Origin of the sequence: Aequoribacter sp., assembly GCF_965659035.1 — a bacterium.
In the GTDB taxonomy this organism is placed as follows: domain Bacteria; phylum Pseudomonadota; class Gammaproteobacteria; order Pseudomonadales; family Halieaceae; genus Aequoribacter.
The window spans coordinates 32,972-55,593 of sequence record NZ_CBFHWH010000007.1; the positions used below are offsets into that span (position 1 = coordinate 32,972).

At 51.5% G+C, this 22,622-nt stretch carries 23 protein-coding genes and 1 pseudogene; 14 read left to right on the forward strand and 10 right to left on the reverse strand.

Annotated features, from left to right (window positions below):
- The 6 genes from ACTF5Z_RS02385 (at position 1) to ACTF5Z_RS02410 (ending at position 4,590) form a co-directional block, all read left to right on the forward strand.
- Complete coding sequence (locus tag ACTF5Z_RS02385; RefSeq protein WP_438984361.1) at positions 1-525, forward strand: LPS-assembly lipoprotein LptE; 525 nt, start codon at positions 1-3, stop codon at positions 523-525.
- On the forward strand, positions 525-1,541 hold the full coding sequence (gene holA, locus ACTF5Z_RS02390) for a DNA polymerase III subunit delta (RefSeq protein WP_438984362.1): 1,017 nt from the start codon (positions 525-527) through the stop codon (positions 1,539-1,541). Before ACTF5Z_RS02385 ends, holA begins: the two co-directional genes overlap by 1 nt.
- 12 nt (positions 1,542-1,553) lie before the next feature.
- On the forward strand, positions 1,554-2,084 hold the full coding sequence (locus tag ACTF5Z_RS02395) for a DUF1993 domain-containing protein (RefSeq protein ID WP_438984363.1): 531 nt from the start codon (positions 1,554-1,556) through the stop codon (positions 2,082-2,084).
- Between the two features lie 141 nt (positions 2,085-2,225).
- Entirely contained in the window at positions 2,226-2,939 is a 714-nt protein-coding gene (imuA, locus tag ACTF5Z_RS02400) for a translesion DNA synthesis-associated protein ImuA (RefSeq protein ID WP_423848692.1), read from the forward strand.
- 10 nt (positions 2,940-2,949) lie between these two features.
- Positions 2,950-3,162, forward strand: coding sequence for a DUF2788 domain-containing protein (locus tag ACTF5Z_RS02405; protein ID WP_423848691.1), 213 nt, complete (start codon positions 2,950-2,952; stop codon positions 3,160-3,162).
- A 12-nt stretch (positions 3,163-3,174) separates the two neighbouring features.
- Complete coding sequence (locus ACTF5Z_RS02410; protein WP_438984364.1) at positions 3,175-4,590, forward strand: Y-family DNA polymerase; 1,416 nt, start codon at positions 3,175-3,177, stop codon at positions 4,588-4,590.
- 113 nt (positions 4,591-4,703) lie between these two features.
- Here the strand turns inward: ACTF5Z_RS02410 and ACTF5Z_RS02415 are convergent, their stop codons facing one another.
- Positions 4,704-5,429 (reverse strand): DUF429 domain-containing protein, encoded by a 726-nt coding sequence (locus ACTF5Z_RS02415; protein ID WP_438984365.1) that lies wholly within the window; start codon positions 5,427-5,429, stop codon positions 4,704-4,706.
- Between the two features lie 12 nt (positions 5,430-5,441).
- Positions 5,442-6,329: a glutathione S-transferase family protein gene (locus ACTF5Z_RS02420; protein ID WP_438984366.1), complete on the reverse strand. Its 888-nt coding sequence runs from the start codon at positions 6,327-6,329 to the stop codon at positions 5,442-5,444.
- A gap of 209 nt (positions 6,330-6,538) precedes the next feature.
- Between ACTF5Z_RS02420 and ACTF5Z_RS02425 the strand changes: the two genes are divergently transcribed.
- The gene (locus tag ACTF5Z_RS02425) at positions 6,539-9,628 is read left to right on the forward strand and encodes an error-prone DNA polymerase (RefSeq protein ID WP_438984367.1); all 3,090 of its coding nucleotides are present in this window, start codon (positions 6,539-6,541) and stop codon (positions 9,626-9,628) included.
- Here the strand turns inward: ACTF5Z_RS02425 and ACTF5Z_RS02430 are convergent.
- Both ACTF5Z_RS02430 and ACTF5Z_RS02435 read right to left on the reverse strand, forming a co-directional pair.
- Positions 9,619-10,245 carry an AAA family ATPase gene (locus ACTF5Z_RS02430; RefSeq protein WP_438984368.1) on the reverse strand — a complete coding sequence of 209 codons (627 nt, stop codon included), beginning with the start codon at positions 10,243-10,245 and terminating at the stop codon, positions 9,619-9,621. The two genes, ACTF5Z_RS02425 and ACTF5Z_RS02430, sit on opposite strands and share 10 nt — an antisense overlap.
- Positions 10,242-10,691: a hypothetical protein gene (locus tag ACTF5Z_RS02435; protein WP_438984369.1), complete on the reverse strand. Its 450-nt coding sequence runs from the start codon at positions 10,689-10,691 to the stop codon at positions 10,242-10,244. The genes ACTF5Z_RS02430 and ACTF5Z_RS02435 overlap by 4 nt, the downstream gene beginning before the upstream one ends.
- Before the next feature lie 134 nt (positions 10,692-10,825).
- Between ACTF5Z_RS02435 and ACTF5Z_RS02440 the strand changes: the two genes are divergently transcribed.
- From ACTF5Z_RS02440 to ACTF5Z_RS02460, 5 genes and pseudogenes are all read left to right on the forward strand, one after another.
- Positions 10,826-11,491, forward strand: coding sequence for a VTT domain-containing protein (locus ACTF5Z_RS02440; protein WP_438984370.1), 666 nt, complete (start codon positions 10,826-10,828; stop codon positions 11,489-11,491).
- Between the two features lie 110 nt (positions 11,492-11,601).
- On the forward strand, positions 11,602-12,015 hold the full coding sequence (locus tag ACTF5Z_RS02445) for a cupin domain-containing protein (RefSeq protein WP_438984371.1): 414 nt from the start codon (positions 11,602-11,604) through the stop codon (positions 12,013-12,015).
- A gap of 65 nt (positions 12,016-12,080) precedes the next feature.
- Positions 12,081-12,842: an SDR family NAD(P)-dependent oxidoreductase gene (locus ACTF5Z_RS02450; RefSeq protein WP_438984372.1), complete on the forward strand. Its 762-nt coding sequence runs from the start codon at positions 12,081-12,083 to the stop codon at positions 12,840-12,842.
- 139 nt (positions 12,843-12,981) lie between these two features.
- Complete coding sequence (locus tag ACTF5Z_RS02455; RefSeq protein ID WP_438984373.1) at positions 12,982-13,233, forward strand: type II toxin-antitoxin system Phd/YefM family antitoxin; 252 nt, start codon at positions 12,982-12,984, stop codon at positions 13,231-13,233.
- 38 nt (positions 13,234-13,271) lie between these two features.
- A pseudogene (locus tag ACTF5Z_RS02460) lies at positions 13,272-13,484 on the forward strand (Txe/YoeB family addiction module toxin); the annotation flags it as partial.
- 255 nt (positions 13,485-13,739) lie between these two features.
- Here the strand turns inward: ACTF5Z_RS02460 and ACTF5Z_RS02465 are convergent.
- From ACTF5Z_RS02465 to ACTF5Z_RS02485, 5 genes are all read right to left on the reverse strand, one after another.
- A complete protein-coding gene (locus ACTF5Z_RS02465) occupies positions 13,740-15,440 on the reverse strand; it encodes a class I adenylate-forming enzyme family protein (RefSeq protein ID WP_438984374.1) in 1,701 nt (566 codons plus the stop codon).
- Entirely contained in the window at positions 15,433-16,026 is a 594-nt protein-coding gene (locus ACTF5Z_RS02470; protein WP_438984375.1) for a TetR/AcrR family transcriptional regulator, read from the reverse strand. The genes ACTF5Z_RS02465 and ACTF5Z_RS02470 overlap by 8 nt, the downstream gene beginning before the upstream one ends.
- 67 nt (positions 16,027-16,093) lie before the next feature.
- Positions 16,094-16,909, reverse strand: a complete 816-nt coding sequence (locus tag ACTF5Z_RS02475) for an enoyl-CoA hydratase/isomerase family protein (RefSeq protein ID WP_438984376.1) — start codon at positions 16,907-16,909, stop codon at positions 16,094-16,096.
- 15 nt (positions 16,910-16,924) lie between these two features.
- Positions 16,925-17,995, reverse strand: a complete 1,071-nt coding sequence (locus ACTF5Z_RS02480; protein WP_438984377.1) for an acyl-CoA dehydrogenase family protein — start codon at positions 17,993-17,995, stop codon at positions 16,925-16,927.
- An 8-nt stretch (positions 17,996-18,003) separates the two neighbouring features.
- Positions 18,004-19,188, reverse strand: coding sequence for an acyl-CoA dehydrogenase family protein (locus ACTF5Z_RS02485; protein WP_438984378.1), 1,185 nt, complete (start codon positions 19,186-19,188; stop codon positions 18,004-18,006).
- Between the two features lie 155 nt (positions 19,189-19,343).
- Between ACTF5Z_RS02485 and ACTF5Z_RS02490 the strand changes: the two genes are divergently transcribed.
- Together ACTF5Z_RS02490 and ACTF5Z_RS02495 are read left to right on the forward strand one after the other, a co-directional pair.
- Positions 19,344-20,567 carry an MFS transporter gene (locus ACTF5Z_RS02490; RefSeq protein ID WP_438984379.1) on the forward strand — a complete coding sequence of 408 codons (1,224 nt, stop codon included), beginning with the start codon at positions 19,344-19,346 and terminating at the stop codon, positions 20,565-20,567.
- A gap of 60 nt (positions 20,568-20,627) precedes the next feature.
- Positions 20,628-21,506, forward strand: a complete 879-nt coding sequence (locus ACTF5Z_RS02495; protein WP_438984380.1) for a lysophospholipid acyltransferase family protein — start codon at positions 20,628-20,630, stop codon at positions 21,504-21,506.
- 38 nt (positions 21,507-21,544) lie between these two features.
- Here ACTF5Z_RS02495 and ACTF5Z_RS02500 read toward each other — a convergent pair.
- Positions 21,545-22,622: class I adenylate-forming enzyme family protein (locus ACTF5Z_RS02500; protein WP_438984381.1), on the reverse strand; the 1,078-nt coding region annotated here is incomplete at its 5' end.

The window sequence follows — 22,622 nt, forward strand, 5'->3', positions numbered from 1 at the left end:
ATGAGGCGAATTACTCTAGCACTAATCCTTACCTTGTTAAGCGCCTGCGGCTTTCAGTTGCGTGGCAGTGATACCCTAGCTGTCGAAGCCCATACAAGCCTACCTATTCGAGTGGTGGGGCTCAGTGCCTACAGCGACTTCGCCAGTGCCCTGCAGGTTGCACTTAAGCGCGAAGGGCTGGTCCAAGCCGAACAGGCTGACCTTACGCTCATCATTAAACCTGTTGAATTTAGCCAAAATACGCTAACCGTCGGCGAATCACTGCGCATCGCCGACTACGATGTCAGTGGACGCGTGCGTTATCAGCTGATCTTCAAGAACGACCCCGAGTCGGCAGTCGATGAACTTGCTGCAAGCGACGAATTTGACCGGATTATCGAAGCATCACAGCGCCTAGATTACGACCCTGAAGCACCGCTGGCCAGCCGCGCCGAGCGCGATGAAACCGAACAAGCGCTGTATCAAGAACTGGCTTCGCGCCTAGCGCGCCGAGTAGCACTCAGAGTTCAAGCCCTGAAGTCCTGATGCAAATCTACCCTAATAAACTGGCGCAACACTTAAGCTCATCGCTGTTGCCCGTTTATTTGGTCAGCGGCGAAGAACCTCTGCAAATTCAAGAATGCTGTGATGCCATTCGCCAAGCCGCGCGCAAACAGGGCTGTGAAGAACGCATCGTTCATCACGCTGATAGCGGCTCGTTCAACTGGGATGACTTTAGTGCCGACTCGAATGCCTTATCGCTATTTGCAAGCCAGCGCTTAATTGAAGTGCGTCTTGGCAAACAAAAAGCCGGAAAAGACGGCAGCGCAGCACTAGTAGAATATTGCGAAAGATGCGAACCCGGCACCGACATCCTCTTGATTACCACCGACAAGCTCGACAAAGCAACGCTCAACAGTAAGTGGGTGAAGCAAATCGATAGCGTGGGTGGCCTATTGCGCATTTGGCCGGTAGAGCCAGCCCAACTGCCCAACTGGATTGACCAGCGTTTGCGCCAAGCGGGGCTTAGCATTGAGTCCGATGCCTTAAAATTACTCAGTGAACGAGTGGAAGGCAATTTACTGGCAGCGGCACAAGACATCGAAAAACTGAAACTCTACGCCGGCAACAACAGTGCCATCGATGTAACAACCGTACAAGAAGCCGTCGCCGACAGCGCCCGTTTTAATGTCTACGATCTAGCGGACAGTTTATTAAGTGGCGATGCCGAGCATTGTATTCGCATGCTGCGCGGCGTGCGGGATGAAGGCACTGACGCGGCGGCGGTGCACTGGGTTTTCCGCAAAGAGATTTTGCTGTTAGTCGATTTAAAAACCGCCACGAACGAGGGAACCAACCCCGCTCAAGCCATGCAGCGCTTTGGGGTCTGGAAGAACCGTCAGCACCTTGTCGGCAGCGCGGTGAAGAGGCTGTCGGCCAAACGTTTAGAACGAGCCACCTCGCAGCTAGCCGATGCTGACCAAGCCTTTAAAGGCGCCAAGCACGATGATCCATGGCGTATCTTCGAGCAAATAGCCGTTAACCTAAAAACCCACCCCTAAGAGACATTGATCATGACCCTTTCGTTTTACGATGCCACCATCAAACCCATGAAAAAAGCCATTAAAAACCTACGCAAGGTGCTGCACATTGGCGCCAAACACGCGCAAGAAAATGGCATTGAAGAAGAGACACTGCTACAGAAAAAACTGTTTGAAGACATGTTTGACCTGCGCACCCAGATATTTGCAGTGCAGCTATTAAGCGCACACCAGGGTGCCTTATGTATTGCCGGTGTAACACCCTCGCCGACGGATGTGCAGTTCAATACCTTTGCCGGCGCCGATGCGCTGCTCGAGACCCTATTGAGCGATTTGGATAAAATTGATCCTGAGGCATACCAAAGCAAAATGCTCGAACCCGTGACCTGCAACCTACCCATTGGCACTGCGCACTTTGAGACAGCATTAGAGCACATGCAGCAGTGGGTCATTCCTCACACCTACTTTCATGTGACCACGGCATACAATATTTTGCGCCACAACGGCGTGCCTTTGGGTAAATCCGATTACTTAGGCGCCGTGAATATGCGTTTGGAGAAATAGCACATGTCGCCAAAGGCGACATGTAAAAATTACACCCAATAATTTTCTTGCGTTCGGCCAAAAACTAAACTACTGTAAATGCATACAGTAGTTTAGTTGGGCGGCTGCTTAGTGCCCGCCCCTAGTAAGAGGCACATACCCATGAACGCATTACTCGAACAAGCCATTCAACGCGACGACACTTGGATCGGCGGCTTTAACGTCGGCGAACTTAATGTCAGCACTTACCGTCGCTGCCAAAGCACTGGCTATGCCCCGCTCGACGCCGTACTTACCGGCGGCGGCTGGCCCTTAGGCAATACCATCGAACTACTAAGCGATGGTCATGGCCTTGGCGCCATGGGTGTGTTCTTACCCATTATGCACAGACTTTCAAGCCGTGGGCAATGGCAGGCCTTTATCAACCCGCCTTGCGCACCGTACGCACCCTTGCTGGAAGCGCGCGATATTCCTACCGAGCAGGTCTTATTAGTACATACCGACTCGAAAGAAGATATCCTGTGGAGCATCGAGCAAGCGATTACTCACAATACCTGCGCTACGGTATTTGCTTGGCTGGGACATCACCGTTACAGCTACGCTGAACTCCGCAAGCTGCAGCTGGCAGCGACCGAGCACGACAATCTGATTGTGTTGTTCCGCCCCCTCAGTGCCGCCGATGAACACGCACCAGCCTGTTTACGTCTAAAAGTCAGCGCCTATCGAGAATTCGAAATCATTAAACAGCGCGGCGGCAAACAGCAAATTCAGGTAAACTTACCCGCAAGTGACGATTTACCCAATCAGCCACAGCTGTGGGAACTACCTGTCAGCACGACTCAGCAGGCGACAATTCAGACTGTGGCTTATCCCTAACGAGTAATACATGAATGATCAGTGGCTAACAGAGTACGGTGTAACCCTCGGCGTTGGCGCACTGATTTTATTCATGATTTTTATCGTTTGGGACCTCGCCAAACGCAGCGATGCAGGGAAATTCGGCACGATGATTTTATACATAGCACTTGCTATGGGCATTTTTGGCTTCCTAATAAAAATCGTCATTGGATACCTGCTCGAAAACGCCGCCACCGGTTAATACATTTACAACATGTGGTTGTGCGTACGTTTTCCTCAATGGGAACTCGATAGCATCGGTGCTCCTACCACCGCCGCTGCCATTGTAGATAAGCAAATCATTATTTGTGTAAACCAGGAGGCTCGCACGTTAGGCATTCGCACCGGCCAAAATCTTGGCCACGCCCTGCAACTGGCAAATAATAATCAAGTCAGCTGGCTCGACCGAGATCCCGCTCAAGAACACAAGGCACTTAACAATCTCATCGCCTGGGGCTACCGCTACACCTCGACCAGCTATTCTGATTTTGGGTCGAACCTTCTATTACGCATTGGCCCAAGCCTGAAACTCTTCAAAGGTGTAAACGCCCTCCTACACACCCTACAATGCGATTTAAAACACTACTCGTACCATTACCACTTAGGGATTGGGCACTCACCCATAGGCTCGTGGCTGGCAAGTTTCTTAGACTCAGATAACGCGCTGCTGGAAGCCTCAGACAAAGATAAACTTGGCCATTTATCACTACGCGCTTTAAGCAACTTATACCCTAAAGATGTTGATGCTTTAAGAAAAAGCGGTTTGGTCACACTGTCCGACGCATGGAATCAGCCCCGCGCCGAACTGCGCAAACGGTGCTCTAAACACTTTGTCGAACACCTCGAACATCTCTGCCTTGAACGCGAAGCCTATGTGCCGGATTACCAACCGCCTAAGTACTTCTTAGACCGCTTTCGTTTTGGGTATGACCTAAACGACACTCAAGAACTGTGGCCAGGCATCGAGTACTTATTGAACGGCTTAAGCGCCTTTCTGCGTCACACCCAACACCGTACGGCTTCACTGACTTGGCACCTAGGAGGTATTCACCGCTATCGCGAACAGTTCACCTTGCGCAGCAGTCAAGCACACAGCCACATCACCCCTTGGCTTGGCCTTATGGCTATACGCCTAGAAAGCCTGCAGCTGAAAGAACCGATCGACAGTCTGATGCTAGAGTGCCGTGAACTCTTACCTCTAGAAGCCGATGCCATCGACCTATTCGGCAGCACGAAAGGTGCGCCCAAACAGGCACTAAGTGACCGCTTACGTACGCGTCTTGGACACCAAGCCGTACAACATATACGACGCCGTGATGAACATATACCCGAATATGCGCATCAGTTCACTTGCGAGCTGCCTACCGCCACATCGCCCCAAACTGAGGTTCGCGCCCCACGTCCACTTTGGTTGCTTAACCCTCCGGTGAACACGCAATCTAAACAGGCCAAACAATGGGTACATGGTGATATCACCTTAATGCTTGGCCCCGAGCGCATCGAAGACTACTGGTGGGAATCCAGTCAGTGTCGGGACTATTACATTGCCATCGACAAAGAGCACTACCGCTTTTGGGTATTTCGCGACCGACGATCCCAGCAATGGTATCTGCACGGTATTTTTGAATAACAGGACCGTGGCACGCTACGCACGCGACGTCCTGTCGCGTTACGTTCCGCGCGAAACAGGCTGCAGCCGCTGGGCTATTTTTGTGTTCTTAAAAAATTAAGTGGTACCTAATCCTAACTTTTCGAGTTATTGAATCTAGGCACCCACACGTAGCCCGACTCGACATCACCAAAAACGTAGGCGGCCTGGCCCGTTTGGTACAAGGCGGCAATGTACAAACACACTAGGGAGTCTAATAGATCTTCGTTAGTTTTTACCGCGGCACCACGCAAGTTGCTTATATAGTCGGTTTGTAAACATTCTAAGAGTGGGTCTTCTATTACCAAAGACACATCGGCTGTTTGCAATGACAGAATGGCCTGAGCTAACTGGACTTGCCCTTGCTTGCGTTCGGCTACCGAGCCGCGCTTGTACAGCAAACGCTCACGCCAGCCAAAAAGTTCGACCATAGAGGGGTGTGGATAACACTCGAGCATAAAGTGTTTTTTGCCCAAATGCTCAAATCCGTGCAGGCGAAGCATTTCGGCCGCACGAACACTGGCTGCATTTGGGTACAAGGTTAAGTTAGACGGGTGACAACCCGCGTTTGCGCCCCGAAAGACCTGGTTCAGTTGCGCTTCACACCCTCGTTGCCCTTCTTGATTGTTGATGATTAAAGGCGCGTCGATTGCAATGCCTTCGATCGCGGACGAAACAATATCCGCAACCCATGCCTCAACCGACTGAGTCGCAACACGGCAGAACAGCACATTGAGCTCGGTGCCGACCAATTCGCCAACAGCCAGCGCCGAGTTGTTATTCTCGGGACGCCACGCCATGTCAAAACCCGCAATGCGCATGTCTTAACCGGCCTATTGGCGCCGAAAACCTTGACGAGGGAAGTGTACGTGAACCAAGCCGGCTTTTTTGCTTTGACGTGCGATCACATACTCCAACTCGTCTTCACGCACCAACTGACCAGACACAGGCAGCAAACCGTAGTCGTCTGGTACAATACTGACCATCTGCTTACCCGAACCGTGGTCTAGGGGCGCCGCCTCTCGCGCAATATACAGGCTATCGGCCGCGGTAATATCTCTGACCTGAGTTGACCCAAGCGCTGCCATCTTCGCCATCCACGCTTGAATATTCGGGTAGCCCTCGATACCTGGGTACTCGCCCACCGCATACAAAAACCAAAGACCATGATAAGCGGTAAAATCAGCCAGTGTTGGCGCATCGCCAAACACAAAAGATTGGGTTAAACGCGCCTCCATATCGTTAAGATGAGCTTGAACCATGGCTTTTGCTTGCTCACCTTTGGGCGTGGGTTTAGCACCTTTCATTAGCTTCATGCGATCCCAGGCAAAACGCAGCAAACGAATCAAACCGAATTCTTGCTTCATTTTTTGCTTTAATGCACCGCCAAAAGCTAGACCTACCAAAGCGAAAAACAGATCGCCATCTACTCGCGCGATAAACTCCGCCTGCTCTGTGCTTTGCTTTGAAGGTGCCAGCTCGGGCTTTTTACAGTCTGCGGCAATTCGCTCAGCAATAGCGCGCGTATCGCAGTAAATATCAGCCCCCCACTGCGCCACAGGAATACGACGATAACCACCGGTTAGCTGGTCAAGATCTTTGCGAGGCAACATAGGTGAGGTTTCTACCGAATCGTAAGGACACTCGCAATACGCAAGCATTCGACGGATCTTCTCTGCGTAAGGCGATAAGGGGTAGTGATGCAAAATTGGTTTCGTCATAAAACACCCAAGTTTTGTTGTTGTTTTGGATTAACGCTCACGCGAATACAAGGATCGAGCCAGCGGGGCAAGCCTTGGAACTGTCTTGCCACTCAGCGGCAATAAATAACTTAATCACTATACGCTACTCGCGTAGCGATCAGACCACGATTGACAAGCAAATAATACTGTATAAATATACAGCAACCAAGCCCTGTTAATCAATGTCTATGCCTTACTGCGAACTGGTTTGCACCAGTAACTACAGTTTTTTGCGCGGTGCGTCTCACCCTGACGAGCTAGTCGCTCGCGCCGCCGAATTAGGTTATGGCGCTATCGCTATTACCGATGAATGTTCGCTCGCGGGCGTAGTAAAGGCTCACGTACAAGCCGAGATCTCTGACATTAAACTCATTATTGGCAGTGAATTTCTCACTGCAGAAGGGGTTCGCCTAGTCGCCCTAGCGCCCAATCGAAACGCTTATAGCGAACTCTCAGGCTTGATTAGTCGGGCACGTCGAAGAGCCGATAAAGGTCAATACGAGGTGCATTTAACCGATCTTATTTTTCATTTAAAGCACTGCTTGCTGATTTGGTTACCCGAGCAGCTAAATCGCTCGCAAGTCGCCTTTGGTCATACCCTAAGTAAGCGCTTTAAAACGCGCCTGTGGTTGGGGTTTAAACATTTGTTAGCGGGCGAGACCCGGCAACAGTTTCAAGCCTTTGAAGCCTTAAGCCAAGAACTGAATATCCCCATGGTAGCCTGTGGCGATGTACGCATGCATTCCCCCAAACGCAAAGCCTTGCACGACGCGCTAACGGCCTTGCATCACCGCACTCAGATTGATCGCTTGGGAACCTTGCGTTTAGGCAACAGTCAGCAGCATTTACGCCCTTTAGAACTCATTAAAGCCTTATACCCAGAGGAACTCATACAGCAAAGCCAAACGATTGCTGATCAATGCCAGTTTTCGTTACGGGAACTGCGCTATGAGTATCCGCAAGAAATTGTGCCTACCGATCAAACCGCCAGTGAGTATTTACGCCAAGAAGTGGAACAAGGCTGTCGTCAACGATGGTCCAATGGCACCCCCGATGCCATTCAAGAACGTATCGAGAAAGAGCTCGAACTGATTGCTCAGCTGCGCTACGAACACTATTTTTTAACCGTCTACGATATCGTCAATTTCGCAAAATCGCGCCGCATTTTGTGCCAAGGCCGAGGTTCTGCCGCCAATTCAGTGGTGTGCTACTGCCTAGGTATTACCGAAGTGTCGCCCGAACATATCGATTTGCTATTTGAACGCTTCATTTCGCAAGAGCGTGACGAACCCCCTGACATTGACGTCGATTTTGAGCACGAGCGGCGCGAAGAGGTCATTCAGTACATCTATTCAAAATACTCACGTCGTCGAGCGGCTCTTGCAGCCACTGTCATTACCTACCGAACCCGAAGTGCTATTCGCGATATAGGTCGCGCCATGGGGTTCGATGCCAGTTTCATTGAGCAGCTCAGCCAATCGATCGCCTGGTGGGACCGACGAGCCGAGCTGCAACAGCGTTTTAACGAGCAAGGCATTAAGCATAGCGAACAGCAGGCGGTCCATTTTCAGCACTTGGTTAACCAGATTCTCGGGTTTCCGAGGCATTTGTCGCAGCACGTGGGCGGTTTTGTGATTAGCGCAGGACCCATATCGCAGCTCGTGCCGGTCGAGAATGCCAGCATGCCTGACCGCACGGTGATTCAGTGGGACAAGGACGATATCGAGGCCTTAGGCCTGCTTAAAGTCGATGTCCTAGCACTGGGAATGTTATCCGCCATCCGCAAATCCTTAGATCTAATCGCGAATTATCAACCAACCATCGCGCATTTACGTGAAATCCCTAAAGAAGATGCCAGCACCTATCGCATGCTGCAAACGGGCGATAGCTTAGGGGTATTCCAAATCGAATCGCGCGCCCAAATGGCGATGTTGCCGCGTTTAAAGCCTGCCTGCTTTTACGATCTAGTGATCGAAATTGCCATTGTCCGCCCCGGTCCGATCCAAGGCGAAATGGTGCACCCCTACCTACGTCGGCGGGAAGGTTTAGAGCCCGTGACCTTTCCAAACGACGCCATTAAAGGGGTGTTGCAACGGACCCTAGGAGTCCCCATCTTTCAAGAACAGGTCATTCGGCTAGCCATGGTCGCAGCGGGCTTTAGCGGCGGTGAAGCCGATCAACTCCGCCGCGCTATCACCAATTGGGGCAAGAACAGCAAATTACTCACCTTCGAGCACAAATTAATTCAGGGCATGCTGGCCAATGGCTACGACGAAGCTTTTGCCAATCGCTTATTCGACCAGATTAAGGGGTTTGGCGGCTACGGTTTTCCAGAGTCGCACTCGGCTAGCTTTGCACTGCTGGCCTACGCGTCAGCTTGGCTTAAACGGCATCACCCCGGCGCTTTTTATGTGGGCATACTCAACAGCCAGCCCATGGGTTTTTATAGCCCTTCACAACTGATACAAGATGCCCAGCGCCACGGTATTCATATCGAGCCTCTCGACATTAATCAAAGCCTTTGGGACCACCAACTGGTTGCCACAGATTATCGGCAGCAACCCAGCACAATTCGTTTAGGCCTGCGCTTAGTCAAGGGCTTAAGCAAAGCGACTGCTACGCGTATTGTCGAAGCTAGGCGACAGTACGGGCCCTTCAAAGCATTGAATGAATTACGCCAGCGCGCCGCTATACCCGCCAATGAACTGCAAGCACTCAGCGCCGCCGATGCTTTATCGACTATCAGTGGTCACCGCCATCAGACCCAGTGGCAGGTCTTAGGGTTGCCCGAACATCGGCCCTTGCTGGCCAGTTTGGATAACACCGAAAATTACCAAAGTCCTACCATCGAACCCCCGAGTGTGGCTGAAAACGTACTGGCCGATTACCAAAGCACCGGGCTCACACTGCGCGACCATCCTTTATCGTTATTACGCACAGAATGGCCCTTTAAACGGTGTTCGACCCACCGCGAACTGCTTTCGGCCTCGTCTCAACGTTTTGTTCGTATCGCGGGTTTGGTCACCTGCAAACAGCGACCGGGAACGGCTTCGGGTGTTATTTTTTTGACCTTAGAAGACGAAACGGGCAACCACAATGTCGTGGTCTGGCCCAAGCTACAGGAACGTTGCCGCCAGGCATTAATGAATGCACGGTTACTGGTCGTTAAGGGTACGCTCGAGCGTAAAGACAATGTCAGTCATATTATTGCCGGCGATTTAGAAGACTACACCCATGTTCTGGCATCGTTATCGATTAAAGCCAGAGCTTATCGATAACCCGCATCAATAACGCATTGCATCGCCCGAGCCGCTAAAGGCTTCGCCCATTCTGGCATATCACTAACGGGTAATACGGTAAATTGATGTGCTTTCACCACAAATAGGCATTTAGGCATCGGGCGTGTCATCGTGTCACATTGAAACGAGTTGTCGAACACCGCGAGCTCACTGAGCCGCGGAATTAAACTGAGCATATTATGAATAGAGCTTACCCAACGCTCTTTAATCTTAGCTTCTGGTATGAAATGTCCACCCCGACGCACCCTTTGCGCCACTCTTTCGACATGCAGTTCAAGTGATTCTAGACCGCAGTAAAAGATGCGCACGTCGCACCCTTTATCGATCGCACGGTGCAATAACTTGCAGATCGAATTACCACCCAGGGTCGTTTCAATGGCGTAATCGTGATTGTGTTGTACCGCTAACTCAAGCTGCTTGTAGCCTATACGCCACGCTTCTGCATTCGCTGTTTCTTGAGAGAATTCCGGATGGCGTCTGAGTAGATTTCGTGCCACTTCATCCGGATTAAAGTAGTCGCCACGCTTTGCGCGCAAATATGCGCCAACGAGCGAACTTTTACCCGCACCATTAACACCGGCAATGACCGTAATCACAAAGGTGTATCGCCCCCTGGATTGTACGAATGCCCTAGCTCATCGCCAGTCGCTCCAAACAATTGATCCGCGGCTTCACGCGACGACTGGCTAGTGATTCGTTCATATAAGCGGTCGTATTCACTACTGACACTACCAATTTCGTGCTGTTTTAGGCGCACCACCAACTGTTGATAAAGAGCTTTCATTTTCAGTATTTCCTCGTACTGAGAAACGCTTAAGACAACCGCTAAATCTTGCCTGCGCAAACTTAAGCCAATGGGTTCTTGCGTTTGGCTTAGTGCTTTAAGCGAAGACTCAATACTGCGGCCAAAGGCTTTGCCACCCATACGTTTAAGATCCGGCATCTCAGGTAGTAAGGCCAAGCTTTCAAGCTGGCTCTCTAACTCATGCGAACGGGCTGTGTACAAACCCGACTCTTTGACTCCTAGCGTTTCTGAACTCATTACGACCTCCTTGCAGTATAGTGCCACTTTAATTTAAAAGTGCCACTTTGAGCAAATTTGATGGAAAATAGTAAATTCGGTAAGCCTTAAGCAGTTTGGTACCATAAAGCGTTTTTCAATCAACTTGGCAACTTATGCACCCCATCATTAAAGTCAGCCTTCGCTTAGTCGCGCTATTTATCGGCTTACTGCTACTGACGCGCCTAATGGGCTGGTTTGATTTAAGCGATATCAAGCGCTGGTTTGAACTGCTACAACATCAGCCAGTAGAGTCTTTAATCGCCTTGGTCATTGCTTTGCTTTTGGCCGACTTGCTGTTTTCTATTCCCACGGTCTGGGTCGCCCTGTTTGCAGGTTATTTTTTAGGATTTCAAGTTGGTTTCGGTGCAGTATTTTTGGGGTTAATCACCGCCGCATTCTGCGCCTACGAAGCAAGTCGAGGCATGGGTTTGCAGCTATTTTCACGTCTTGGGTTATCCGCGGGCGAGCAAGCCAAAGTGCAAGATGATTTTTTAAGCTACGGCTCGCTCATGTTGCTACTCAGTCGCTCTGCACCCATGCTGCCAGAAATCACTTACTGTCTGGCCGGTGCAGCCAAAATGCCTAGACTCAAGTTCACGCTATTTTTCTGCTTGGGTCACATTCCCTATGCGCTACTTACAACCTACGCAGGCTCTCGTAGCAACCTAGAGGCTCCGTATCCCGCCCTCGCCGCCTTACTCTTACTTTACGTAGGCCTTTGGGGCGCAGCCTTTGTCTTAAAGCGCAAACATCAAACAGTACATTCAGATCTCACGTAAACCGCCATAAACTAAAGCGCTAACGGTTCCAAATTGGCGCCCCACTCATCAGGGATTTGTTTTGGCAGTAATAGGGTCTAAACTGAAGAGAACATTTTTAGGAGACCAAAATGCGTTTACTGACCACCTTTTTATTGTTATGCATTAGCTCGCTGACACTTTCGGCGCCACTGCAAAAAGCCACCCAAGTCCTCGGCGGTTATCCCGCACAAAATTTATTGGATACCGGTACCGACATCTTGGGCAACGCAATCGACTACCCCTCAGAAAACTGCAGCCCACGCATTCATTCCGACATTATTACCATGGCACCTGGCCAAACGGGCGCAAAACACACCCACGTCACACCGCTTTACGCGCAAATATTATCGGGCACCATAAAAGTAGACTACGAGGGCTATGGTATTAACACCTACACAGCCGGCGACACCTTCATGGAAGCCATGCATGTCGTGCACCACGGCTACAATGACAGCGACGAACCCGCCTCTCTTCTGGCCGTATATATGGACTGCAAAAAATAATATATAGCATATATTAAAAATAATTAAGGGCTGATACACTCCGATCAAAGTGATGAGGAGGTGACATGCACACCATCGATTTAAGCGGCAAAGTGGCGCTAATTACAGGCGGAGGCAGAGGCTTAGGCAAAGCCATGAGTCTGGGGCTTGCTGATGCCGGTGCCGATATCATTATCGCGAGCCGCAAACTAGAAAATTGTGAAGCAGTGGCCGAGCAAATCAGAGCAAAAGGTCGACGAGCGCTGGCGATACAGGCGCATACTGGCGAGCCCGAAGCCTTAGACAAAGTCATCGAACAGAGCTACGCGGAGTTCGGCCGTGTCGATATCCTGATCAACAACGCTGGCATGAACCCCATGCTGGGCGGGCTTAGTGACTTAAGCGTCGAGCTTTTTCAAAAGCTGTTCGACGTCAACACCAAAGGGCCATGGTACTTAGCGTCTCGAATGGCGCCCAAAATGGCAGAGCACGGCGGTGGCTCGATCATTAACGTCATCTCTGTGGCGGGTTTAAAACCCCCGGCGTATCTCGGCTTTTACGCAGCCACTAAAGCGGCGCTGGAAGCGCTGACCAAAGTCATGGCCATTGAATGGGGGCCCATGAACATCCGCGTAAACGCCTTGGCGCCCGGAAGCTACCACTCGGATTTGTTCGACAGTGCCGCTGCCAACCCAGGCTACGAAGAGGGCTCGATTAAGGCCACCGTGCAAAAACGTATTGCCGAGACCGAGGAAATCATCAGCCCTGTTCTGTACCTAGCCAGCGACATGTCGGCCTATACGACAGGGCATACCTTGGTGAGCGACGGCGGCTTTATGTTGCTTTAAGCATTCGCGCTTACCATTGGATCCACTTAATCCAGAACGAGTATGGGGCGGGCCTATCGCTAACGCCCTCTTACCTGATGGGCTTCTGATGCAGCGCCATAATGCGTACAGAAAAAAGTACATGTACAGGATTGAGGCAATGGAAAGCATCAGTTATACCTCTGCGAGAAGTAATCTTGCTAAAACTATGGATCAAGTCTGTGACGACCACGCCCCTATTGCGATTACCCGTAAGGGCCAAGGAGCCGTAGTAATGATCTCTATGGACGATTACCAGGCTCTTGAAGAAACGGCTTACTTATTACGAAGCCCAAAGAATACCCGACGGCTGATAGCCTCCATAGCCGAACTTGAGGACGGAAAGGGTCAAGAACGAGATTTGACTGAATGAGATTGATCTTCTCCGAACAAACCTAGGAAGATTACCTTTTTTGGCAAAAAACGGACAAAAAAATACTCAACAGAGTCAACCTGCTCATAAAAGACACGAAGCGTGAACCCTTTAATGGCATAGGCAAACCCGAACCTCTAAAACACGCCCTATCCGGCTATTGGTCCCGACGAATCAATGATGAGCACAGGTTGGTTTACAAGGTAGATCAAGACGCCCTGCTCATCGCGCAGCTTCGTTACTACTACTGACTTGATCGAGCATTCAGCTGAGCGATTCGGCTGCACCCATGCAAGAGCACCGTTGCGCCTCTGACTTCAAAAGAAGTCCCATCCGCGCCCACCTGGTCATTTATTTTGCTCGCGCCCTTCCGCTAATGGCGACGACTCAAAAACTCAATAAGTTAGGATTAGGTGCCTCTTAACCTTTTAAGAACACAAAAATTAGCCGAGCGGCTGCAGCCTGTTTCGCGCGGAGCGTCACGCGACAGGACGTCCGCTTGATGATTACGCGTCGGGATAGTACATCCTGCGGCACGCAAGCTTATCCAGCTTCTCACTGTTGTTACGAGGTAAGGGCCCGTCGGTCAGAGTAATATATTTGGGCACCTTAAAGGTCGCTACGCGCGACGCTAGGTGCTCACGCAGAGTGGCTTCATCTAGCGCTGAACCCTCGTGCGCATAAAGCACCATCGCGAGCTCCTCGCCCATGCGTTGATCGGGCACACCAAATACCACACACTCTTTGACCTTGGGGTTCTCGTAGGCCGCGTTCTCGATCTCGTTCGGGCTAATATTTTCGCCGCCACGGATCACAATCTCTTTGCTGCGCCCGGTAATAAACACAAAGTTATCTTCATCAAGAAACCCCAGATCGCCGGTACGCATCCAGCCGTCTGCGGTAAATACCCGCTCGGTGGCCTCGGGGTTATTCCAATACTCTTTCAAGCAAGTAATACCGCGCAGCTGAATCTCACCGTTTTCACCTGCAGCCAGCGGCTGATCGTTAGTATCGGCAATACGGAATTCCATAATGGGCGAAGGCAAACCAGCCGAGCCAACTTTAAGGTCGTAAACCACACCCGCCATTTGCGATCCGACGGCCACGGTTTCAGTCATACCAAATCCAGCCGAGCGACTCGCGTGAGGTAACTCAGAAGTGATTAAATCGGGGAGATCCACCGGCGTTGCGGCACCGCCAGCTACAATACGTAATAAAGATTCGATGCTGTATTGATGACGCAATGGACTGGTAATGACATCGCGCAAAATTGCGGGCACTGAGCTCATGGTCGTTACCTTTTCGCGATCGATCAATTCAAGCGCGGTCTCAGTATTCCACTTGCGCATCATAACCACTTTAGACCCAATAAAAGCAGGCAGTAGTAATCCCGAAATCAGTCCTGTGCCATGAAATAGGGGTACCGTGAGCATTGCAGTCTCGCCTGTCGCACCACCGCGATACTCACGTTCACCTTCTAAGCTCATGACCAAATAGCCCAGATACAACATATTCATCACCGCCTGAGCAACGGCACGATGCGTGGTTACAACCCCTTTAGGCTTACCTGTGCTACCCGAGGTATACATGATCATGGCGACGTCATTCGGGTCTACCGTAACGGACGTTGCACTCGCCGAGCTACCAAGTTCGAGTGCTGCTTCTAAAGCCGTGGCATTGGCGGGTAACTCGCAAGCGTCTAACTGCGCGGTCACTAACAAAATCAGGTCTGCGCGGTGATCTAAGGTCTTAAGCAGAGCACAGCGACGCGCGTCAACGATCGCGCATACCGGATCGGCGTTACCCACAAGGTAATCCAACTCTTCCGCTTTGCTCCACGAGTTTAAAGGTACCGCGATAGCACCAACGGATAAAATTGCATAGAACGATGCCGACCAGTGCGGACAGTTTTGCATGGCGATGACGACGCGGTCACCCGGCTTAACACCCAATTCGCCTTGAAGATACGCGGCCAGGGCATCCACTTCTTGATAAAAACGCGCATAGTCGTAGCGCAGATCTTCGAACACCATAAAAGGTTTGTCCAGATGCTGACGCCCTGCCCCCATCACGCCCATCATGTCAGCCGGCGCGTGTTTAAAGCCAGTGTATTGAGCATCACCTACGCTGAAAGTATCTAGCTCAAAAAAAGCGCCAGGAGCGGTTATTTCATCACGCTTACTGTGAACATCTTCTATGCTAATCATGACTCGTACTTGCCTCTATGTTCGCTATTATTCGTTCGACACTGTCAATAAAGACGGTGCGCGCATTTTTACGGTTTAAATGTTCTATTAACTCTTCAACGACCTGCACATCGTCCCGAGCTAATGACTGCCAGTCTTCATCGTTCAACTTAAAACCCGACTGCTGCCCAGCAATTTCTAAATAGATCGATCCCATAATCGAATTACCGACCCATTGCACCAAATCCGCCAATGCTTGATTCGCAAAGCCCGCGCTTTTAAGAATTCTGGCCAAAGTAGCCAACTGTCCCCACCACGCGGTGGCAATATGCTCGTTCCACCCCAGCAAACCAAATAGCCCTGGGTTAGCTAAAAAATACTCTCGCACTGCCAGTGCCCAGACCCGCAGCTGTTGCGGCCAAGGCGCATCTGGAATTTCAGGGGCCAGATTATTAAGCAGCTGGTTAGCCACTGCTTGCAATAAATGGTCCCGGTCTTGCACGTAGCGATACAAGGCCATAGGCGTGACGTCTAAGGCCTTAGCCAAGGCATTCATGGATAACGGTTTGGCAGGCTCCACCGACAGCTGGTCGATCGCCTTAGCCACGATATCATCTAAAGATATTTTGGCCGGCCGACCCCGCTTTACTGTTCCTGCCCTCACCTTGTCACCCTTACAGTTTTTTCCACTTCGGCGCTCGCCCTTCTTGGAAAGACGCCATCGCCTCCTCCATACAGCCCGAAAAATAACCCAATACCTGCTGACGATTCTCGAGCTCCATCGCGTGGCGCAGGCTTGGTGCGTCCTGATTGGTGCGGATGCCCTTGCGTGTCATCCACACACCGTACTCGCTATTTTGCGCAATCGCTCGCGCCGTGACCAGAGCCTCATCAATCAAGGCATCGGGCGCCACGATTCGCGATACCAAACCCAAGGCTTTAGCTTCTTCGGCGCCTATCACCTGCCCTGTTAACATCAGTTCGGTGGCCGCCGACAAACCCACAATGCGGGGCAGTAAATAGCTCGACCCCACATCGCAACCCGACAAACCCGTCTTGATGTACACCGCACCATACTTACTTTTTTCGCTGGCAATCCGTATGTCACAAGCCAATGCCATCGATAAACCGCCCCCAGCTGCGGCACCATTCACCGCGGCAATCACGGGCTTGTCGCACTCATGAATGGCTAGAATCATATCGGCGATGTATTCCTGAAACTTATAAACATAGCCCAGTTCACCCATGCCCTCAGTGCCCGGAATTGAGCCTGCCTGAGAATCTTCCGACTTTAAATCGGCACCCGAGCAAAACCCGCGCCCCGCGCCAGTTAAAATGACGACGCGATTTTGCCGATCGCGATTTAAGCCTTTGAAAACCTCGGTTAACTCACCGACCAGTTCTTCGCTCAAGGCATTGAAACGCTCGGGGCGATTCAACCTAACCTCGAGAATTTCATCATCCAGCTGCTTAGTAATTACCGTACTCATAAGACTCCCTATCGATTACAACATGGCGCTTTCGGGGGATAAAGCAATGGCTTTACCCAGTTGTTCCAAAACGAGTTCGTTGCCACCCATCATCATCTCGTAATGCCTTGACCAGACCGCATAGCGCCACATCGGGTAGTCTCTGTCGTGACCTAACCCGCCACACACGTGTTGGCAACTCGCCAAAACACGATGGCCGGCCTCGCAAGCCCAAGATTGTGCCGCATAAACGTCAAGCTCGGTTTGTGCGTCTAATTCGTGACTTAAACGCGATGCTGCATTTAAGGCCATAGTACGGAGATTCATGGCATCTATCCAACAATCTGCCAAGCGATGCGACACCGCCTGAAAACTACCAATTTTGACACCGAATTGTTCGCGCTCGCAGACATGCTCGCGTGCCAGAGCCATGGCGGCATCGACCACGCCAAGCTGAGCCATCGCATTTGCCGCCAACTCACGCAGGCGCATACGCTTTACAGCCTCTTCACCCCCAACCACGATCGCGGGAACATGGGTTAAGGTTCCATAGGCCTGAGGTTCTAAGGCGGTACTGGTTTGGCTCTGCCACTCGATACCCGCATGGCTTGGATCGATCAGCACCAAGGATGGCGAGGGCGCGACAACGGGCACCACCAAACCCCGGGCACCTTGTGCGTAAGGCACGTTTGATACCGTGCCCGAGACTAAGCCGTTCTCGAGTCGCAAGGCGTTTTGCGCATGGCAAGTGCTGGCAGTTAACCACGCACCCGAAGCCTGCAGCCCTTCTAGCTGCGCAGCCTGCTCTGATTCAGCCACAGCAAGCGTCGCTAGAGTATGAGCGATTAATGGTACGGGCGCGCTATAACGGCCCAACTTCTCAATCACGAGGCACGCTTCCAAAAAGCTTAAGCCCGCTCCGCCCAATCCTTCAGACAAGGCGACCCCATCCAGTCCCGCTTCTTGTAAGGCAACCCATAAGGCCAAATCCAAGCGTTGGGACTGAGATTCCACCTTGGCCAATGCGTCGGGCGCCGACAGGTCTTTAAAAATGGAGTCAGCCAGCGCTTGGATGTCAGTTTGAATTTCGTTGAGTGCAAAGTCCATGTAGTCTCCTAGCGCTTCGCTCTGGGCAAACCCAGACCAAACTGTGATATCAGGTCACGCTGAATTTCGTTCGTGCCGCCGGCGAAGCCGTACACGGGTACCGCTCGATAAATCAGTTCAAGTTGTCCCTCAACTAAGGCACCACAGGAATTGCGCTTAATTGAACCATTGGGACCAAGCACCTCTAACATCGAGCAATAGCAGTGCAAAAACGCCTCATAGCCATACACTTTAATGGCCGAGGCATCAGCGACATCGAGCGTATTGTTCGCAATAGCCCACGCTTGCTTGCGGCAGTCCAATTGTAGCGCGCGTAACTGCACATAGATCGATGCCAGAAGGCGCTGTATACGCGGCTGATCGATAAGCGCTCCGCCATCGGGCGTTTTGGTCTTGGAGGCGTGCTCTAGCGTATGTTGGTACATCAAGTTAGCGGTACCTGGATTCATCAGCGTTAGACGCTCACGGTTGAGCTGACTGACCACAACGCCCCATCCGCCATTTTCTGGACCAATCAAGTTGTCGACAGGCACTCGAACATTGTCGTAATAGGTGGTGTTGGTTTCTCCATCAGCTACCGTGTGAATCGGCGTATGACTGAAGCCTTCGGCGTCGCTGGGCATGAGTAAAATCGAGATTCCCTTGTGCCTGGGATGCGTCTCGGGATCGCCAGTACGAACCGCCAAGAAGATGTAGTCGGCGAAATGCGCCAACGAGGTATACACCTTTTGACCGCTTATCACATACTCATCACCCTCGCGCACAGCGCGGGTTTTAAGCGCCGCCATATCGGTACCAGCGTGTGGCTCGGAGTAGCCAATACCCACCACCAGTTCGCCCTTTAAGATGCCAGGTAAAATGGTTTGTTTGAGGTGATCGCTGCCAAACTCAGCAATCGCAGGGCCAATGGATTCCGTGGTTAAGTACGGAAACGGCATGCCCGCCCGCGTCACTTCCTCAATAAAAATATATTGCTCAATCGGACCATAACCCCGTCCACCCCACTCGACAGGCCAGCCTAGACCGATCCAGCCGTCGGCGCCCATTTGGCGCATAGCTTGACGCCAAAGTGGACCCCCGCCCTCAGTACTTAAACGTAATTCATGCGTCAGCTCGTCTGTCATCAGGGCCTGCATATAGGCTCTAAATTCGTCCCGCAACGCTCGCTGCCCGGCAGAAAACTCTGTATTCACAGTCCTCTCCAAAATTTAATATATAGGGTAAACATATTAATCGAGCCCGCCATTAGATCCAAGCATTGCACTCAACCCAAGCTAGACTAAACAGACTAGGAATGTCTGAAACTGCTGTTACACTGGTACCGACCTGTGACACTACGAGCCATCACGTGAGTCTGAGCAACGTTCAACGCTACCGTAGCCTCGCCATTTTGACCGCGGCAGCCGGCGCCATTTACCCGCTGTTGTATCTGCGGCAAAACTTCGAGGGCCCCTTACTCGAAACATTGGGCATCTCTTTAGCCACACTCAACCAAGCCAGTTCTTGGCTGGGCGCGGTATTTCTTCTGAGCTATGCACCTAGCGGTTGGCTCGCTGATCGAGTCGACCCAAAAATATTGATCGTGAGCTCACTTGCTGGCACCGGGGTCATTGGATACGTCTTTGGCCAACTTCCCGAACCGGATCTGATCAAATGGCTGTTTTCCGCGTGGGGCCTTACAACGGGCTTAACCTTTTGGTCGGCGTTAATTAAAGAAGTCAACGAACTCGCTGGGCAACATCACCAAGGCCGATTTTTCGGGATTCTGGAGGGTGGACGAGGCCTAGTCGAGGCCCTGCTTGCAACCGCAGCTGTCGCTATCTTTGCGTATTTATCGACGTCTGATGCACCCAATTCGGTCGAAGCCATGAGGTCTGTCATCGGCTTTTACACTGCCTTTGTCTTTGCTATGGCAACATTAACCTGGTTATTGGTACCACCAAACCACAAGGCTAACGCACCAGACAGCCACCAAGTGGCAGCGGGACAACTCTTTGCCGATTTGCGCACGATCGCGAGCAATGCCAAGGTTTGGTGGGTCATCGTGTGCATTCTGACGGGTTATCAGTTTTTATGGGCTACCTATTCATTCTCGGGATACTTACAAAATCATTGGGGCATGAGCGCATCGATCGCTGCGTCAATTACCTTGGCAAAACTCTGGACACGCCCGATTGGCGCTGTGTTATCGGGTTTTTTAGGTGACCGTTTTAGGGTCGCCGTCGTGCTGCATTGGAGCTTTATTGTCGCTGCAATTGCAATGCTTGGTTTTGCACTTGCACCAGTAGGGTCTGACGCCTCTGCCCTGGCCATCATTGCTGCCGTCGGCCTTTGTACCTACAGCGTGCGCGGACTGTATTGGGCGATTTTAGACGACTGTGCAATCCCACGACATTTAAACGGGTTAGCGATTGGCTTTATCTCTCTGTTTGCCTTTACACCCGAAATTTATTTACCCAGGCTCAATACGTACTTGCTAACCCTCTGGCCTGATGGCGGCGGCTACACAGTGTACTTTATTTGGGTGGCAGCAGGTGGCGTACTGGGCGCATACGCGGCAAAGAGATTATGAAACCCGAGTGCAACACTCTTGCGATATCATGACATCAAAGATGACAAGGACGACACAACAATGACGATCGCACTCGACCCTGCCTTTGAATTCTATGTGCGCGAAAACCCCGGCTTATCGTATGAGGACCCGGCTTCGCCTCGTTTTGTGAGAACGCTCACTCGGCAATTAGAGCGTCTTATGGGTCGCCCGAAATTGGAAGATTTATACCATGAACTTAAGGCCCAAACACCCAATGCTCCGTGCTTTTTTCAGGAAGCTCTCAAGGCCAGCCAAATTAAGGTGCATGTGGATAAGCGCCCGCTCGACCAAGTCGACCGCTCAAGGCCCTTGCTCTTCATCGCTAACCATCCCTTTGGCGTGCTCGATGGCCTGATAATGTGCAATCTAGCACTGGAGCTAAGCGGCACCTTTCGAGTCGTGATTAATTCGCTTCTGTGCCAAGATCGTGAGCTGGCTGAGTATTTCTTGCCGATCGACTTTTCGGGCACCAAAGACGCAGCCGTCAGAAACATTCGTGCCAAGCAACTGGCGATTGAGGCATTACAAGATCACATCCCGCTTATTTTATTTCCATCAGGAATGGTCTCGACGGCCAATCGCTATGGATTTGGGCCGGTCCACGATGCGCCTTGGAGCACTTTTGTGGCCAAGTTAGTCGCCAGAATACAGCCCACGGTAGTCCCTGTTCACTTCGAAGGCCAAAACAGTCGACTTTTCCACCTAGCCTCTCATATTGCAGAGCCCTTGCGCATGGCTATGCTCTTGCGCGAAGCGCTTATCCGATTCGGCTCTGACGTTTATTTAACGATAGGTGAACCTCTAACCCCTGAGGCGTACCGAGACCACAACACACGGCATGAACTGACCCAACGTTTATACCAGACCGTGCAGGGCCTTGCACCGTCGCGGCACGGGTCCAGCCAGACACAAGCGTAAAAAAACCGAGCCAAGGGCTCGGTATAGGAATGGACCTGTCAGTAAGACAAGTGCTTGAATTGCTCGCGTAGCTCGCGCTTAAGAATTTTGCCATTGGGGTTGCGCGGTAACTCATCCACTACAACCACGTCAGCAATACGTTGCTGTTTACCCAAGCGCTCGTTGGCAAACCCACGTATTGCCGCACGGCAGTCATCACACACCGTGACACCAGGCGCCGGCACCACCAAGGCGATAGGCGTTTCACCCCAGCGCTCGCTCGGCGCACCAATGACGGCAACGTCATACACCATCTCGTGTAACGCAACCACCGCCTCAATGTCTTGGGGGTAGATGTTCTGGCCACCCGATAGGATCATGTCTTTTTTGCGATCAACGATGTACAAAAAACCTTCGTCATCGAGCTGACCAATATCGCCCGAGCGTAGCCACTGCTGCCCATCAATGTCGATGTATTCGGATTCTTGGCTGGCTTCAGCGCGATTAAGATAGCCTGGCATGGTGATTCGACCGCGCGAGACGATCTCTCCTGACACTCCAGCGGATACGAACTGATCTTCATCATCAATAATCGCAATATCAGTACCAATTAACGGCCGCCCCACCGATGACCAGCGCCCTTCGGCATCCTCTGGATCAAGCGTTGTGATGATGCCCTCGGTCAAACCGTAGAGCTCGATGATACCGCACGGGAATGCCTCGAAAATACGCCGTTTTAACGGCTCGCGCAGAGGTGACCCGGCGCTCATCATGGCCGTCATTGACGTGACATCGCGCGGGCTCGCTAACTGTAAGTCGGTGACCCTCTGAAACTGAATTGGCACCATGGCCGTGTGCGTGATGCGTTCACGCTCAACCGTATCAAGGAACGCAGCTTCATCGAACTTCTCATGTACGACCAAAGTTCCGCCCGCTAACAAAGTAGCCAGCATCGATACCCAAGAGATGTTCGAATACAAGCCAATGGTAAATAAACTTTTCGCCGCACCGTGATATCTAAGTGCAATCGCCAAATCGTAAGCCCAGTCTCGACGCCCACGGTGTGTATGCACAATCCCCTTTGGCACACCGGTAGTGCCCGACGAGTAAATCACATTGAGTATAGCGTCGTCTTCA

What these genes read in the sequence shown, in the direction of transcription:
- ACTF5Z_RS02385 (WP_438984361.1), top strand. Translation starts at nt 1, where the DNA reads ATGAGGCGAATTACTCTAGCACTAATCCTTACCTTGTTAAGCGCCTGC.
- holA (WP_438984362.1), top strand. Translation starts at nt 525, where the DNA reads ATGCAAATCTACCCTAATAAACTGGCGCAACACTTAAGCTCATCGCTG.
- ACTF5Z_RS02395 (WP_438984363.1), top strand. Translation starts at nt 1,554, where the DNA reads ATGACCCTTTCGTTTTACGATGCCACCATCAAACCCATGAAAAAAGCC.
- imuA (WP_423848692.1), top strand. Translation starts at nt 2,226, where the DNA reads ATGAACGCATTACTCGAACAAGCCATTCAACGCGACGACACTTGGATC.
- ACTF5Z_RS02405 (WP_423848691.1), top strand. Translation starts at nt 2,950, where the DNA reads ATGAATGATCAGTGGCTAACAGAGTACGGTGTAACCCTCGGCGTTGGC.
- ACTF5Z_RS02410 (WP_438984364.1), top strand. Translation starts at nt 3,175, where the DNA reads ATGTGGTTGTGCGTACGTTTTCCTCAATGGGAACTCGATAGCATCGGT.
- ACTF5Z_RS02415 (WP_438984365.1), bottom strand. Translation starts at nt 5,429, where the DNA reads ATGCGCATTGCGGGTTTTGACATGGCGTGGCGTCCCGAGAATAACAAC.
- ACTF5Z_RS02420 (WP_438984366.1), bottom strand. Translation starts at nt 6,329, where the DNA reads ATGACGAAACCAATTTTGCATCACTACCCCTTATCGCCTTACGCAGAG.
- ACTF5Z_RS02425 (WP_438984367.1), top strand. Translation starts at nt 6,539, where the DNA reads ATGCCTTACTGCGAACTGGTTTGCACCAGTAACTACAGTTTTTTGCGC.
- ACTF5Z_RS02435 (WP_438984369.1), bottom strand. Translation starts at nt 10,691, where the DNA reads ATGAGTTCAGAAACGCTAGGAGTCAAAGAGTCGGGTTTGTACACAGCC.
- ACTF5Z_RS02440 (WP_438984370.1), top strand. Translation starts at nt 10,826, where the DNA reads ATGCACCCCATCATTAAAGTCAGCCTTCGCTTAGTCGCGCTATTTATC.
- ACTF5Z_RS02445 (WP_438984371.1), top strand. Translation starts at nt 11,602, where the DNA reads ATGCGTTTACTGACCACCTTTTTATTGTTATGCATTAGCTCGCTGACA.
- ACTF5Z_RS02450 (WP_438984372.1), top strand. Translation starts at nt 12,081, where the DNA reads ATGCACACCATCGATTTAAGCGGCAAAGTGGCGCTAATTACAGGCGGA.
- ACTF5Z_RS02455 (WP_438984373.1), top strand. Translation starts at nt 12,982, where the DNA reads ATGGAAAGCATCAGTTATACCTCTGCGAGAAGTAATCTTGCTAAAACT.
- ACTF5Z_RS02465 (WP_438984374.1), bottom strand. Translation starts at nt 15,440, where the DNA reads ATGATTAGCATAGAAGATGTTCACAGTAAGCGTGATGAAATAACCGCT.
- ACTF5Z_RS02475 (WP_438984376.1), bottom strand. Translation starts at nt 16,909, where the DNA reads ATGAGTACGGTAATTACTAAGCAGCTGGATGATGAAATTCTCGAGGTT.
- ACTF5Z_RS02480 (WP_438984377.1), bottom strand. Translation starts at nt 17,995, where the DNA reads ATGGACTTTGCACTCAACGAAATTCAAACTGACATCCAAGCGCTGGCT.
- ACTF5Z_RS02495 (WP_438984380.1), top strand. Translation starts at nt 20,628, where the DNA reads ATGACGATCGCACTCGACCCTGCCTTTGAATTCTATGTGCGCGAAAAC.